Annotated in this window: 12 protein-coding genes and 1 pseudogene; 6 read left to right on the forward strand and 7 right to left on the reverse strand. The window is 50.3% G+C overall.

Annotation, left to right across the window (positions count from 1 at the left end; translation table 11 throughout):
• Positions 1-19: 19 nt before the first annotated feature.
• The gene (gpt, locus tag SK36_RS16505; protein ID WP_003031380.1) at positions 20-478 is read right to left on the reverse strand and encodes a xanthine phosphoribosyltransferase; all 459 of its coding nucleotides are present in this window, start codon (positions 476-478) and stop codon (positions 20-22) included.
• 261 nt (positions 479-739) lie between these two features.
• Between gpt and pepD the strand changes: the two genes are divergently transcribed.
• Positions 740-2,197, forward strand: a complete 1,458-nt coding sequence (pepD, locus tag SK36_RS16510) for a cytosol nonspecific dipeptidase (RefSeq protein WP_045440238.1) — start codon at positions 740-742, stop codon at positions 2,195-2,197.
• A 60-nt stretch (positions 2,198-2,257) separates the two neighbouring features.
• Here pepD and dinB read toward each other — a convergent pair whose 3' ends face one another.
• From dinB to lafU, 3 genes are all read right to left on the reverse strand, one after another.
• A complete protein-coding gene (gene dinB, locus SK36_RS16515) occupies positions 2,258-3,313 on the reverse strand; it encodes a DNA polymerase IV (protein WP_045440234.1) in 1,056 nt (351 codons plus the stop codon).
• A 78-nt stretch (positions 3,314-3,391) separates the two neighbouring features.
• Positions 3,392-4,039: a hypothetical protein gene (locus SK36_RS16520; protein ID WP_045440231.1), complete on the reverse strand. Its 648-nt coding sequence runs from the start codon at positions 4,037-4,039 to the stop codon at positions 3,392-3,394.
• Between the two features lie 53 nt (positions 4,040-4,092).
• A complete protein-coding gene (gene lafU, locus SK36_RS16525) occupies positions 4,093-4,953 on the reverse strand; it encodes a putative lateral flagellar export/assembly protein LafU (protein ID WP_197086131.1) in 861 nt (286 codons plus the stop codon).
• Between lafU and SK36_RS16530 the strand changes: the two are divergent.
• Positions 4,919-6,637, forward strand: a pseudogene (locus SK36_RS16530) (flagellar biosynthesis protein FlhA); the annotation flags it as partial. The gene lafU and the pseudogene SK36_RS16530 overlap by 35 nt on opposite strands.
• Positions 6,638-6,675: 38 nt before the next feature.
• On the opposite strand, the gene SK36_RS16535 reads toward SK36_RS16530, so the two are convergent.
• Positions 6,676-7,437, reverse strand: coding sequence for a C40 family peptidase (locus SK36_RS16535; RefSeq protein ID WP_048222012.1), 762 nt, complete (start codon positions 7,435-7,437; stop codon positions 6,676-6,678).
• A 338-nt stretch (positions 7,438-7,775) separates the two neighbouring features.
• Here SK36_RS16535 and dpaA point away from each other — a divergent pair, with 338 nt between their 5' ends.
• Entirely contained in the window at positions 7,776-8,516 is a 741-nt protein-coding gene (dpaA, locus tag SK36_RS16540) for a peptidoglycan meso-diaminopimelic acid protein amidase (protein WP_045440098.1), read from the forward strand.
• Here the strand turns inward: dpaA and SK36_RS16545 are convergent.
• The gene (locus SK36_RS16545; protein ID WP_045440090.1) at positions 8,487-9,254 is read right to left on the reverse strand and encodes a class II glutamine amidotransferase; all 768 of its coding nucleotides are present in this window, start codon (positions 9,252-9,254) and stop codon (positions 8,487-8,489) included. The genes dpaA and SK36_RS16545 overlap by 30 nt on opposite strands.
• 213 nt (positions 9,255-9,467) lie before the next feature.
• Entirely contained in the window at positions 9,468-10,046 is a 579-nt protein-coding gene (gene lpcA, locus SK36_RS16550; protein ID WP_045440088.1) for a D-sedoheptulose 7-phosphate isomerase, read from the reverse strand.
• A 239-nt stretch (positions 10,047-10,285) separates the two neighbouring features.
• On the opposite strand from lpcA, the gene fadE reads away from it, so the two are divergent.
• From fadE to SK36_RS16565, 3 genes are all read left to right on the forward strand, one after another.
• Positions 10,286-12,730 carry an acyl-CoA dehydrogenase FadE gene (fadE, locus tag SK36_RS16555; RefSeq protein ID WP_048222013.1) on the forward strand — a complete coding sequence of 815 codons (2,445 nt, stop codon included), beginning with the start codon at positions 10,286-10,288 and terminating at the stop codon, positions 12,728-12,730.
• Positions 12,731-12,839: 109 nt separating this feature from the next.
• A complete protein-coding gene (locus SK36_RS16560; RefSeq protein WP_048222014.1) occupies positions 12,840-13,607 on the forward strand; it encodes an amidohydrolase in 768 nt (255 codons plus the stop codon).
• A gap of 151 nt (positions 13,608-13,758) precedes the next feature.
• Positions 13,759-14,169 (forward strand): Spy/CpxP family protein refolding chaperone, encoded by a 411-nt coding sequence (locus tag SK36_RS16565; RefSeq protein WP_045440080.1) that lies wholly within the window; start codon positions 13,759-13,761, stop codon positions 14,167-14,169.
• Positions 14,170-14,356: the final 187 nt, after the last annotated feature.

Below are 14,356 nucleotides of genomic sequence, written 5' to 3' on the forward strand. Positions count from 1 at the left end.
GCGTTGAAAGCGTTATTGATTAGCGACCAGAAATTGGCGGGACGAACACCACGCCCATATCCCACGGTTGCTCAATCCAGGTATCCTGAGGGATATCAACTACATAATCATTCACCAGCGGGCGGCCTGCTGGTTTAGCGAAGATGGTGACGAAATGTGCTTTAGGGTACATTTCGCGAATGGCAACGGCGGTACCACCGGTGTCAACGAGGTCATCAATAACGATGAAACCTTCACCGTCACCTTCGGCACGCTTCAGCACTTTCAGTTCGCGCTGGTTATCGTGATCGTAGCTGGAGATACATACGGTATCAACATGACGAATACCCAATTCACGCGCCAGCAATGCGCCCGGCACCAGACCACCACGGCTAACGGCAATGATGCCTTTCCATTGTTCAGAAGGCATCAGGCGGCTCGCCAGTTTACGTGCATGAATTTGCAACATGTCCCAGGTGACGACGTATTTTTCGCTCATGTGAAGTGTCCCAGCCTGTTTATCTACGGCTTAAAAAGTGTTCGAGGGGGAAATAGGTTGCGCGAGATTATAGAGATCTGACGCACTAAAAACCAGTGTTTAGCGGAATCCACGCCTCTTTTTGCATGCTTTATACTACCCGCGAGCAGAGAAAGTGGTATTCTCAATCGCATCTCGCAAGCCTGACTTGTGGTGTTTTTAATTCTGCTAACCCTGTGGCCTGCAAGTCAATTTTGTAGGACATCGCCAAGGAGACTCAACGTGTCTGAACTGTCTCAATTATCTCCACAACCGCTGTGGGATATTTTTGCTAAAATCTGTTCTATTCCTCATCCGTCCTATCATGAAGAGCAGCTCGCTGAACACATTCTGAGCTGGGCCAAAGAGAAAGGTTTTCACGTCGAGCGCGATCAGGTCGGTAATATCCTGATTCGTAAACCCGCTACCGCAGGAATGGAAAACCGCAAGCCGGTCGTTCTGCAAGCGCACCTGGATATGGTGCCGCAGAAAAACAACGACACCGTCCACGACTTCACTAAAGATCCTATCCAGCCTTATATCGACGGCGAATGGGTGAAAGCCCGCGGCACCACTCTGGGTGCAGATAACGGTATCGGTATGGCCTCTGCGCTGGCGGTTCTGGCTGATGACAATGTCGTCCACGGCCCGCTGGAAGTTCTGCTGACCATGACTGAAGAAGCAGGTATGGACGGCGCGTTTGGTCTGCAAGCTAACTGGCTGCAGGCAGACATTCTGATCAACACCGACTCCGAAGAAGAAGGTGAGATCTACATGGGTTGCGCCGGGGGGATCGACTTTACCTCTAACCTGCCGCTATCTCGTGAAGCCATTCCAGCTGGTTTCCAGAGCTTTAAGCTGACGTTAAAAGGTCTGAAGGGTGGTCACTCCGGTGGCGAAATTCACGTTGGCCTCGGTAATGCTAACAAGCTGCTGGTACGTTTCCTGGCAGGCCACGCTGAAGAGCTGGATCTGCGTCTGGTTGATTTCAACGGCGGTACGCTGCGTAACGCGATTCCACGTGAAGCCTTTGCTACCCTCGCCGTTGCCGCAGATAAAGTCGATGCGTTAAAAGCGCTGGTGAACACTTATCAGGACATCCTGAAAAACGAACTGGCAGCAAAAGAGAAGAATCTGGCTCTGTTGCTGGATGCTGTTGCCAATGATAAAGCCGCGCTGACTGCTCAGTCTCGCGATACCTTTGTTCGCCTGCTGAACGCCACACCAAACGGTGTGATCCGTAATTCAGATGTGGCGAAAGGCGTTGTGGAAACCTCCCTGAACGTCGGCGTTGTCACTATGACTGACGATAACGTGCAGATTCACTGCCTGGTTCGCTCGCTGATCGACAGCGGTAAAGACTATGTCGTGAGTATGCTGGATTCTCTGGGCAAGCTGGCTGGTGCAAAAACCGAAGCCAAAGGCGCGTATCCTGGCTGGCAACCGGACGCTAACTCCCCAGTGATGCATCTGGTGCGTGAAACCTATCAGCGTCTGTTCAACAAGACGCCGAACATCCAGATTATCCACGCAGGTCTGGAATGCGGTCTGTTCAAGAAACCGTATCCGGATATGGACATGGTATCCATCGGGCCAACCATCACCGGTCCGCACTCCCCGGATGAACAGGTTCATATTGAAAGCGTCGGCCATTACTGGACGCTGCTGACTGAGCTGTTGAAATCTATTCCGGCGAAATAACTCTCTGTAATACATTGCCGGATGGCGGCGTTAACGCCTCTGTCCGGCAAATAATCCAGGTTAGAGTCCTAACAACAGTTGTCTCTCGAGCTGCGGATCCAGCAGCGTCACGTGTAATCCCACCAGCCGAACTCCCCGCCCTCCCCGACGCTCATCCCAGGTTTTACGCGCGGTTGCAATTAAATCGTCTTTATTTAAGCGCGGCCAGACGTGTTCCTGCGTCGTCTGCTGAAAATCATTAAACTTTAATTTAATGCCCTGGCGAGCGATGAAGAGATCCGGCTTCACTTTCGCCAGACGTCGTTCCAGTTCCGGGTAAAGCCGTTCGATGATCGCCTCGCACTCTGGCCACTCATGAATGTCTTCCGCGAGGGTACGCTCGACGCCAACTGACTTACGCATTCTGTCATTGCTGACATCCCGTTCGTCAATCCCCTGGCTGCGCTCCCACAGCACCCGACCAAATTTACCAAAACGCTTAAGCAATATGGCCAGATCGCATTTTTGTACATCCTCGCAGGTGCGCAACCCCATGGCTTCGAGTTTTGCAGCAGAAACTTTCCCGACGCCAGGAATTTTCCCCAGGGGTAACGTTCTGATGAATTCAGGGACATCCGCAGGGGTTATCACATATTGCCCGTTGGGTTTATTCAAATCTGAGGCGATTTTGGCCAGGAACTTAACCGGTGCAATCCCCGCCGAGGCGGTGAGTTGTAACTCATTAAAAATCGTCTGGCGTATCTCGTGGGCAATCAGCGTGGCGGAGCCGTGACAATGGGTGCTGTCGGTAACATCCAGGTAGGCTTCATCCAGGGAAAGAGGCTCGATGAGTGAGGTGTAGCGCGAAAAGATAGCCTGGATCTGGCTGGAGGCTTCTTTATAAGCCTCATAGCGCCCAGGCAATAAGGTGAGATGCGGACACAATTTTAGCGCCATTCCTGTGGGCATCGCACTGCGTACACCAAATTTCCTCGCCGGGTAATTAGCCGTACTGATGACCCCTCTGCGTTCACGGCTCCCACCGATAGCAATGGGAATATCACGCAGGGCGGGGTTATCGCGCATTTCCACCGCCGCGAAAAAGCAGTCCATATCGACATGTATGATTTTGCGCATAACTCGCCTCCCACAACACTGTTTAAGTATACAGTATTTTTGTATCGTGAGAAGTATGAATCTGCCTTACGCGGGGGATTACGCTGGCTCCGGTTCATTCATGACAAAGCGAGCGTCACACAGGTAACGTACAACGTCTTTCGGCGCATGATCCGCGGGATTGCCCGCCAAACTGACAAACAGCTTATTCACTTTTCTGACATTTGCCCGCAGGATCCTCTCAATGGTCATCTGATGAAATGCCTCATCTTCGATGCAAAAAAGCTCGTAGTCGCCCAACCGTTCGCCACAAATTTCACAATGATTCATCCAGTAGCGAAGCCCGGTTGTTTTACTCTTATCCAGATAGTAATTGCTGGCCTTGATGTTCTTTTTTATCTCATCAGGCAGAGAATTAATATGGAAGAGAAACGTATTGCGCCGCACAGACTGCCAGCCTTTACCATCCTGATTTTGTTTAATAAAGCGGGTAAACATCACTCCATGAATACGCGTTGGCTGGTGGCAGCTCCAACAGTGCATCTTCGATGTAATCACCAGGCAGTAAGGTGCCACGATATTAAAAGCATCAGTATCGTAAGCATAACCACGAAGTGCCTCATTCAGCTGACGAGGTTCGGTGTACCAGATACCGGAAACATTGTCGAAATGCGCCCCCTGACGAGTAACATCAGTACTACTATCGGTCGGAATATCTAAGGGAATTAAATCGGTTACAGCAATCATGCGACTCTCTTGAGAAAAAATGCCCCCACGTTGCGTGGGAGCAGAGAACAGAATTAATGAGGTACAGAAACGGGTTGTTGACTCAAGGAAGTCACCTGCTTTTGCTTATCCAGCTTGTCCACCAGCGGTTGCACCACCTTCTCTCCATGCTGACCAAAATACTGATACAGCGTGTCGGAAGCGCTTTGCGTCAACACCATGATCTCAATGCGGCGGTTACCTGCGCTCTCTGGATTATTCGCATCCAGCAGCATTTGATCCGCCATTGCACTGACCTGCATGACTTTATCCTGAGGCATTCCGGCATCTTCCAGAACACGACGGGCCGACAATGCGCGATCGCCAGAAAGATTCCAGTTGTTATAGATGTTGCTCTTATAACTCATCGCATCCGTATGTCCGGTAATGATGATCCTGTTATCCAGCGAATCAAATACAGGAGCAAGCTCAACCAGCAATGATTTAAAGAACGGCATAATTTTCGCACTGCCGCGTTCAAACATATTCCGGTTCTGGTCATCTTTAATCAGCACCCGCAACCCCTGGGGAACGATCTCCATTTCCAGATTGGTTTCCATATGTGCATTGCGGGCAATAGCATTGATGTTGGTCGCCAGTTCACCGAGTTCACGCGCCGATTTTTGCTTCAGTAATACCGTTTTCTCATTTACATCCAGCGCCTTTTTGGCGTTTTCTTCTGTGACCTTCGCGGTCTCTTGCGGATGCGTGGTTTTATCCAGTTTGTTTGGCGTGACGTTTTTCTTCTGGGCACCCGGCGCAATCGGCTGTTTACCCAGTTTGTTTAACGGTGCCATACCGCCACCATTAAAAATTGACTGACCGTGTAGTGCCGCCACGATATTTTCACGATCGGCCTTACTGACGCTGTTCACAATCAACTTTATTGTGGTCACCAAAGGTGCGGAACGTATCTCCGAAGTTTCGGCTCGCTTTACGCTGGATGCCATGCCCGGTAAGCAGATGGCGATTGATGCCGATCTGAACGCAGGATTAATTAACCAGGCACAAGCGCAAATTCGACGTAAGGACGTGGCGGGAGAAGCCGATTTCTATGGCGCAATGGATGGCGCGTCTAAGTTTGTCCGTGGAGACGCCATCGCCGGGATGATGATTCTGGCCATCAACCTGATAGGCGGCGTCTGTATTGGGATATTTAAATATGACTTAAGTGCCGAAGCGGCATTCCAGCAATACGTACTGATGACCATCGGTGACGGTCTGGTCGCACAAATCCCATCTCTGCTGCTGTCAACGGCTGCGGCGATTATCGTGACGCGCGTGAGCGACAGTGGCGATATTGCTACGGACGTGCGCAGCCAGTTGCTGGCAAGTCCGTCCGTCCTTTATACCGCCACCAGCATTATGTTTGTGCTGGCGATTGTTCCGGGCATGCCCCACTTTCCGTTTCTGGTTTTCAGCGCCCTGCTGGGGTTCACCGCCTGGCGCATGAGCAAACGCCCGAAGGTTGCTGAGACCGAAGAGAAAAATCTCGAAACGCTGACCAAGACCATTGCCGAAACTACCGAGCAACAGGTCAGCTGGGAGACGATTCCTTTAATCGAGCCCATTAGCCTGAGTCTGGGGTATAAGCTGGTGTCGCTGGTGGATAAATCAAAAGGGAATCCTCTTACCCAACGAATTCGCGGTGTGCGGCAGGTTATTTCAGACAGTAATGGCGTTTTGCTGCCAGAAATTCGCATCCGTGAAAACTTCAGGCTAAAACCAACGCAATACGCTATTTTCATCAATGGCATTAAAGCTGATGAGGCGGATATTCCATCGGATAAGTTGATGGCGCTGCCCTCCAGCGAAACCTATGGCGAGATCGACGGCATTTTAGGACACGATCCGGCATATGGAATGCCCGTTACCTGGATTGCGGCTGCGCAAAAAGCAAAGGCTTTAAATATGGGGTATCAGGTGATCGATAGCGCCAGCGTTATTGCCACCCATGTGAATAAGGTTATTCGCGGGCATATCCCTGACCTGTTTAACTATGACGATATTACTCAGTTACATAACCGCCTGTCATCGATGGCACCACGCCTGGCAGAAGATCTTAATACGGCGTTGAATTACAGCCAGCTGTTGAAGGTATATCGTACGCTGCTAATCGAAGGGGTATCCTTACGCGATATCGTCACCATTGCCACCGTACTGGTCGCCAGCAGTGCCGTGACGAAGGATCACATTCTGCTGACGGCTGATGTACGTCTGGCGCTGCGTCGCAGCATCACACACCCGTTTATCCGTAAAGATGAGCTTGCTGTCTATACGCTCAATAATGAACTGGAGAATTTGCTCTCTAATGTGGTCAATCAGGCGCAACAAAGCGGCAAAGTGATGCTCGACAGCGTCCCGGTCGATCCGAATATGCTCAATCAGTTCCAGACCAATATGCCGCAGATTAAAGAGCAAATGAAAGCGGCGGGTAAAGAACCCGTGCTGTTAGTCGCCCCACAATTACGCCCTCTGCTCGCCCGCTACGCACGGCTATTTGCGCCAGGCTTACAGGTGCTGTCTTACAACGAAGTCCCGGATGAACTGGAATTAAAAATCATGGGAGCGTTGAGTTAACGATTCCCCAGGCGGTAATGAAAATACCGCCTTTTTTATTACAGGATAGTGTTTTCCGTCAGAATACGGCGGGCGCCGAGATAATGATCCTGCCAGAAAGGATCGGCTAAATTGCTGACCCGAATGGTTTCTCCCGTACGCGGTGATTCAATGAATTGCCCCTGCCCCAAATAAACGCCCATATGATCGGCAATATCCTGGCTGTGAATATGGAAAAACAGCAAATCGCCACGACGGATATCGCGATGAGAGACAATGGTCGCCCGGCGATAGTGATACATTTCATTTGCGGTGCGGGGTAGCTTCGCCGCCAGAATTTTATTGTAGGCATAAAAAATCAACCCACTGCAATCAAACCCCTCATCCGGGCTGGTCCCCCCCCATTGGTAAGGCTTGCCCAGTTGCTGCTCAAGACGATGAATCGCCACCTCAGTGATATTGTGCAAGTGATCACTACTGAGAAAATGGTCGTTCTCTGCCAGTTCCTGCCAGCGATGATCGCTGGCTTTAAGCGGACCAGGAAACCACTCCGGGTGCTGTTTAATCAGAACACGGTTTTGCTGGCGTAGTGCTCTTTTGCTTTCTGCGTTTCCTTCCACAATGTAACCCTCCTGCTTTTTTAGCTGTGTATGATACTGCTTCAGCAGTCGGGTGCGGTTACGCATACGCAATTGCGCCGCATAGCTTAAGTGCGCGTCGGATAAGGAAGGTTGAACTTTGGCTGCTGAGGATACGGAAAACACGACACACAAAGACAGCAGGCCCGGCAAAAAGCGTCGGGGAGAGGATGCAAAAAACATGAAAAAAAGAATACCTGGTCAAACACGTTCGTCGCAGTCTACTGCTATTGCCGATCGAACCGTTTTAATATTTGATTATTAAATAATTAATATTATTAATTCAATATATTAGCGTTGATGTATTCTGCTTGCTCCACGTATTCCGCGCCCCGACAAAATAGGCCAGTGTCTGACTGCTTCTAATCCCAATTTTCAGTATAAGGTGTAAACGCCTCACGAGAGACTTGCGAAAAACTTTCTTGGTGCTAATGTGAGCGCTCCAAATCCAGATTTTTCTGATTTGGGGACTCTTTTTGCCGTCCTGGCGTGTGTAACCGTTTTATCAAGGAACAAGCAGTATGCGTAAAATCGCATTTTTTCTTGCGATGCTTTTGATGCCGTGCGTCTCATTTGCCGGTTTGCTGAGCAGCAGTAGCCCGACCACGCCAATCAGCAAAGAATATAAGCAGCAATTGATGGGATCTCCTGTCTATATTCAGATCTTCAAAGAAGAACGAACGCTTGATCTGTACGTTAAGATGGGTGAACAGTATCAATTGCTCGACAGTTACAAGATCTGTAACTATTCCGGTGGCTTGGGACCAAAACAGCGTCAGGGTGATTTTAAAAGTCCGGAAGGGTTTTACAGCGTACAGCGCGGTCAGCTCAAGCCGGATAGTCGCTTCTATAAAGCGATTAATATTGGCTTTCCCAACGCCTACGATCGTGCTCATGGTTACGAAGGTAAATACCTGATGATCCATGGTGCCTGCGTTTCCGTCGGCTGTTACGCAATGACCGACAACGGCATTGATGAGATTTTCCAATTTGTGACCGGTGCTCTGGTGTTCGGGCAGTCCAGCGTTCAGGTTAGCATTTACCCGTTCCGTATGACCGACGCGAATATGCAGCGCCATAAGTTTTCGTATTACAAAGATTTCTGGACGCAGCTAAAACCGGGATACGATTACTTTGAACAAACACGTAAGCCACCGACAGTGTCAGTCGTCGATGGCCGTTACGTTGTCAGCAAGCCGTTGAGTCACGAAGTGGTTCAGCCACAATTGGCGTCAAACTACACGCTCCCCGAGACAAAATAGCGCCCACTCGCCTGGCATGATCTTTTGCCAGGTTTCATTACCCGTCAGCGGCTGAGTGGCGATCACGGTGACCACATCATTAGGTGTGGTCTGCGAGCTAAAATCAATTTCGACATCCTGATCAAGCAGCGTAGCAACACCGAATGGCGCACGTCGGGTAATCCAGTACAAATTGGTCGAGCAGAAGGCCATCACATAGCGCCCGTCAGACAACAGCATGTTGAAGACGCCTTTCTTACGTAGTTCCCCTGCCAGCACCGCAATATATTTAAACACTGCCGCCATGTTACCAGGCGTACGAGGATAACGTTCGACCAGTTTATGTAAGAGCCAGCAAAAGGCTTTCTCGCTGTCGGTTTCACCGACCGGGCGAAAATTCCCCGTTGCCAGTGACTTATAACCACTAAGCTGCCCGTTATGGGCATAGGTCCAGTTGCGGCCCCACAGTTCACGTGTGAAAGGGTGCGTATTTTCCAGCGCGACTTCACCACGATTTGCCTGGCGAATATGGGCAACGACGGAACAGGATTTGATGGGATAGTCTTGTACCAGTTTGGCGATAGGCGAATTAAAGCTGGGTTGCGGATCTTTAAACGTACGGCAGCCCTTACCTTCATAAAACGTAATACCCCAGCCATCTTTGTGCGGCCCGGTACCTCCGCCGCGCTGAACCAGCCCGGTGAAGCTAAAGCAGATATCGGTTGGCACATTGGCGCTCATCCCGAGCAGTTCGCACATACATCACCTCCACAAACGCCTTAAAGCGGGAAGGCGTAATTGTTGCAGCCAGTTTGGATTCAAAGTAGCAAATAAAACCGCCTCCTATACCCTAAATAATTCGAGTTGCAGGTAGGCGGCAAGGGAGGAAATCCCCAGGAGCATAGATAACTATGTGACTGGGGTTTCTGAGTGCAGCCAACGCACCTGCAGCTTGAAGTATGACGGGTATAGTTATTTAACCATCTCTTTTTCGATAAGCTGAATCAGGATATGAATCACTTTAATGTGAATTTCCTGAATTCGATCAGCATAACCAAAGTGCGGAACACGAATTTCAATATCTGCGCTACCCGCCATTTTCCCGCCATCTTTCCCGGTCAGGGTAATGACTTTCATGCCCTTCTCGCGAGCAGCGGTAATCGCTTTAATCACGTTTCCAGAGTTACCTGAGGTCGAAATACCTAACAGGACATCACCCTCACGCCCCACCGCTTCGACATAGCGAGAGAAAATATAATCGTAACCGAAATCGTTGCCGACGCAGGAGATATGGCTGACGTCAGAGATAGCGATAGCCGGGTAGCCGGGACGGTTTTCGCGATAGCGCCCGGTTAGCTCTTCGGCAAAGTGCATTGCATCACAATGGGAGCCGCCGTTACCGCAGGAAAGTACCTTGCCACCCGCTTTAAAACTGTCTGCCAACAGGACCGCCGCGCGCTGAATGGCGTGAATATTGGCGTCATCTTTAAGAAAATTAGCCAGCGTTTCCGCCGCTTCGCTCAGTTCGTTACGAATAAGATCCTGGTACATGAGGATATCCTTCAGCATGAATGTAAATGACAAGATGCAGTGTACCGGATAGCGCTACGAGCGAGAAGTACAAGCCACAGGAATGCCCATGGCTTTTGATTTTTTGTGCCGGTCAAAACAGCAACAATGTGAACCCTGTTGTAATTATTTTGTAAAATTATTGCTAAAAGAATTCACATACACTACAACCATATCATCACAAGTGGTCAGACCTCCTACAAGCAAGGGAGCTTTTCGTTATGATGATTTTGAGTATTATCGCTACGGTTGTTCTGCTCAGCGTACTGTTTTATCACCGCGTGAGCTTATTCCTCAGCAGCTTAATTTTGCTCGCCTGGACGGCGGCGCTTGGCGTCGCTGGCCTGTGGTCGGTCTGGCTGCTGGTTCCTCTGGCCATTATTCTCGTACCGTTTAACTTTACGCCGATGCGCAAATCGATGATCTCCGCACCGGTATTCCGCGGTTTTCGTAAAGTCATGCCGCCGATGTCACGTACTGAGAAAGAAGCAATTGATGCCGGTACCACCTGGTGGGAAGGAGATCTGTTCCAGGGTAAACCTGACTGGAAAAAATTGCACAGCTACCCTCAGCCACACCTGACGGCAGAAGAACAGGCTTTTATTGATGGTCCGGTAGAAGAAGCATGCCGTATGGCAAACGACTTCCAGATCACCCATGAATTAGCCGATCTGCCGCCGGAATTATGGGCTTACCTGAAAGAACACCGCTTCTTCGCGATGATCATTAAGAAAGAGTACGGCGGACTGGAATTCTCCGCATATGCTCAGGCCCGCGTTCTGCAGAAACTTTCCGGTGTTTCCGGGATCCTGGCGATCACTGTCGGCGTGCCTAACTCCTTAGGCCCTGGTGAACTGCTGCAACATTACGGCACCGAAGAGCAGAAAAACCATTATTTGCCACGCCTGGCGCGTGGGCAGGAAATTCCTTGCTTTGCACTGACCAGCCCGGAAGCCGGTTCCGATGCAGGTGCAATTCCTGATACCGGTGTAGTTTGCATGGGTGAATGGCAAGGTCAGCAGGTATTAGGTATGCGCCTGACCTGGAACAAACGCTATATCACTCTGGCCCCTATCGCTACCGTGCTGGGTCTGGCGTTTAAGCTCTCTGACCCAGAAAAACTGCTGGGTGGTGAAGAGGACCTGGGTATTACCTGCGCACTGATCCCAACGTCTACGCCTGGGGTGGAAATTGGTCGTCGCCACTTCCCGTTGAACGTCCCGTTCCAGAACGGTCCGACGCTGGGTAAAGATGTTTTTGTACCGATTGATTACATTATCGGTGGACCGAAAATGGCCGGTCAGGGCTGGCGTATGCTGGTGGAATGCCTGTCTGTCGGTCGCGGTATTACTCTGCCGTCTAACTCTACAGGTGGCGTCAAATCTGTTGCGATGGCAACGGGTGCTTACGCCCATATTCGTCGCCAGTTCAAAATCTCTATCGGCAAGATGGAAGGTATTGAAGAGCCACTGGCACGTATTGCGGGTAACGCCTATGTGATGGACGCTGCTGCGTCGCTGATTACCTACGGCATTATGCTCGGCGAAAAACCGGCGGTGCTGTCAGCTATCGTGAAATATCACTGTACCCACCGCGGACAGCAGTCAATCATCGATGCGATGGATATTACTGGCGGTAAAGGCATCATGCTTGGGGAAAGCAACTTCCTGGCGCGTGCTTATCAGGGCGCACCTATCGCCATCACCGTTGAAGGCGCGAACATTTTGACCCGTAGCATGATGATCTTCGGCCAGGGCGCAATTCGCTGCCATCCTTATGTCCTGGAAGAGATGGCTGCCGCACAAAGCAACGACGTCAATGCGTTCGACAAACTGCTGTTCAAACACATTGGTCATGTTGGCAGTAATAAAGTGCGCAGTTTCTGGCTTGGCCTGACTCGCGGGTTAACCAGCAGCACGCCGACTGGCGATGCCACTAAACGTTACTATCAGCACCTGAACCGTCTGAGCGCGAACCTGGCCTTACTCTCAGACGTATCCATGGCCGTACTGGGCGGTAGTCTGAAACGTCGCGAACGTATCTCAGCCCGACTGGGCGATGTATTAAGTCAGCTGTACCTGGCCTCTGCAGTGCTGAAGCGTTATGACGATGAAGGCCGTAACGAAGCAGACCTGCCGCTGGTTCACTGGGGCGTACAGGATGCATTGTATAAGGCTGAACAGGCGATGGACGACCTGCTGAAAAACTTCCCGAACCGCCTGGTTGCCGGGTTGCTGAATGTGGTTATTTTCCCTACCGGGCGCCACTATCATGCACCGTCTGACAAGCTGGACCATAAAGTTGCGAAGATTTTGCAGATTCCAAGCGCCACGCGTTCTCGTCTTGGTCGCGGTCAGTACCTGACGCCAAGCGAGCACAACCCGGTTGGTTTACTGGAAGAAGCTTTGCTGGACGTGATTGCCGCCGATCCTATCCACCAGCGTATCTGTAAAGAGTTAGGTAAAAACCTGCCATTTACTCGTCTGGATGAACTGGCACGCAATGCGCTGGCAAAAGGTTTGATTGATAAAGACGAAGCTGCGATTCTGGTGAAAGCCGAAGAGAGCCGTCTGCGCAGTATCAACGTTGATGATTTTGAACCTGAAGCGCTGGCGACTCAGCCGGTAAAGCTGCCAGAGAAAGTGCGTAAAGTCGAAGCAGCATAACGCAAATGCTCGACTGCTAGCCCCGCTTATGGCGGGGCTTTTTATTGCCACATTTTTGTTAAAGCTCATGCTACAGTGTCAAAATAATGTTCAACGAGGAGCCTCGATCGTGCCTGGTTTGAAAATAACTCTGCTGCAACAACCACTGATCTGGATGGATGGCCCCGCTAATCTGCGCCATTTCGACAGACAACTGGAAACCGTCAACGGACGTGACGTCATTGTGTTACCTGAGATGTTTACCAGTGGATTTGCAATGGATGCAGCAACCAAATCGCTTTCGCAGGAAGAGGTTGTCAACTGGATGCATACCAAAGCGCAGCAGGCAAATGCCCTGATAGCAGGCAGCGTTGCGTTACAGTCAGAACGTGGTCCGGTAAATCGCTTTTTACTGGTTGAACCTGAGGGTCGAGTTCATCTCTATGATAAACGCCATCTGTTTCGCATGGCGGATGAACATCAGTATTATCAGGCAGGCGAAGAGCGCGTTATCTTTGAATGGCGTGGCTGGCGTATTCTGCCATTGATCTGTTATGACCTGCGTTTTCCGGTATGGTCACGTAATCGCAATGATTACGACCTGGCGTTATATGTCGCAAACTGGCCAGCACCACGCTCAGTGCACTGGCAGGCGCTGCTTACCGCTCGAGCGATTGAAAATCAGGCTTATGTAGCAGGATGTAACCGCGTAGGCACTGACGGTAATGGTCATCATTATCGCGGCGACAGTCGGGTTATTAATCCGCAGGGTGAAATCATTGCGACCGCCGAGCCACATCAGGCAACGCGGATTGACGCAGAATTATCGCTCGCTATGCTGCGGGAGTATCGTGAGAAGTTTCCAGCCTGGCTGGATGCCGACGCATTCACGCTGTAGATATCGCCTTCTCCTGCTACGGCGCAAATTTTCCGTAGCGGGATTGTTTCACTCCGTAACCAACCGCAAAACAAATTCGCGTGGCGACATGCCTCAAGCAACGTATTCTGAAAATGACAATCACACGTAAATTCTTTTTCAGGATATCAAAATGAAAAAATTCGTACGCATGACTTTGCTGGCTGCTACCCTGGCTGGTGCCTCTTTTAGCACGCTCGCAGCAAACGTATCCAACGTTCCGGTTCCAGCCCAGGATCCAGTAGTACAACATCTTAAACTGACCAACGACCAGGTCGCACAGATTAAAAAGCTGCACCAGCAGCTTGAAACCAATGTCAGCCAGATTTCAGTGAAGGATGTTAAAGACGGTGCGCTGATTGACGTCATCAAGTCCGGAAAATGGGATGATGCCGCAGTCAGGAAACAACTTTCCGCGTTCAGCAACATCGAACAACAGGCGCGTTATTATCGGGTGAAGTACTACTTTGACCTGAGCAAAGTGCTGACTCCGGAACAACGCCAGCAGGTTCAAAAAGATATCGCGCAGACACTGAGCGAATGACGTTTACACGCTGTCGAAGAAAGGCGGGCAACATCACACATAGAAAAACAATATACATATAAGGAATGTATTCACTAAAAAAACCATTTGAATGCTGTATGTGAGGTTTGCACTTCAGATTTGGTGTGTTAATCCTAAAACAGGACGTACATCTCATTTATTTAAGATAGTTCTGTGTAGGGTATAC

Origin of the sequence: Citrobacter sp. MGH106 (assembly GCF_001037495.1) — a bacterium.
GTDB classification, from domain to species: domain Bacteria; phylum Pseudomonadota; class Gammaproteobacteria; order Enterobacterales; family Enterobacteriaceae; genus Citrobacter; species Citrobacter murliniae.

What these genes read in the sequence shown, in the direction of transcription:
- gpt (WP_003031380.1), bottom strand. Translation starts at nt 478, where the DNA reads ATGAGCGAAAAATACGTCGTCACCTGGGACATGTTGCAAATTCATGCA.
- dinB (WP_045440234.1), bottom strand. Translation starts at nt 3,313, where the DNA reads ATGCGCAAAATCATACATGTCGATATGGACTGCTTTTTCGCGGCGGTG.
- SK36_RS16520 (WP_045440231.1), bottom strand. Translation starts at nt 4,039, where the DNA reads ATGATTGCTGTAACCGATTTAATTCCCTTAGATATTCCGACCGATAGT.
- SK36_RS16535 (WP_048222012.1), bottom strand. Translation starts at nt 7,437, where the DNA reads ATGTTTTTTGCATCCTCTCCCCGACGCTTTTTGCCGGGCCTGCTGTCT.
- dpaA (WP_045440098.1), top strand. Translation starts at nt 7,776, where the DNA reads ATGCGTAAAATCGCATTTTTTCTTGCGATGCTTTTGATGCCGTGCGTC.
- SK36_RS16545 (WP_045440090.1), bottom strand. Translation starts at nt 9,254, where the DNA reads ATGTGCGAACTGCTCGGGATGAGCGCCAATGTGCCAACCGATATCTGC.
- lpcA (WP_045440088.1), bottom strand. Translation starts at nt 10,046, where the DNA reads ATGTACCAGGATCTTATTCGTAACGAACTGAGCGAAGCGGCGGAAACG.
- fadE (WP_048222013.1), top strand. Translation starts at nt 10,286, where the DNA reads ATGATGATTTTGAGTATTATCGCTACGGTTGTTCTGCTCAGCGTACTG.
- SK36_RS16565 (WP_045440080.1), top strand. Translation starts at nt 13,759, where the DNA reads ATGAAAAAATTCGTACGCATGACTTTGCTGGCTGCTACCCTGGCTGGT.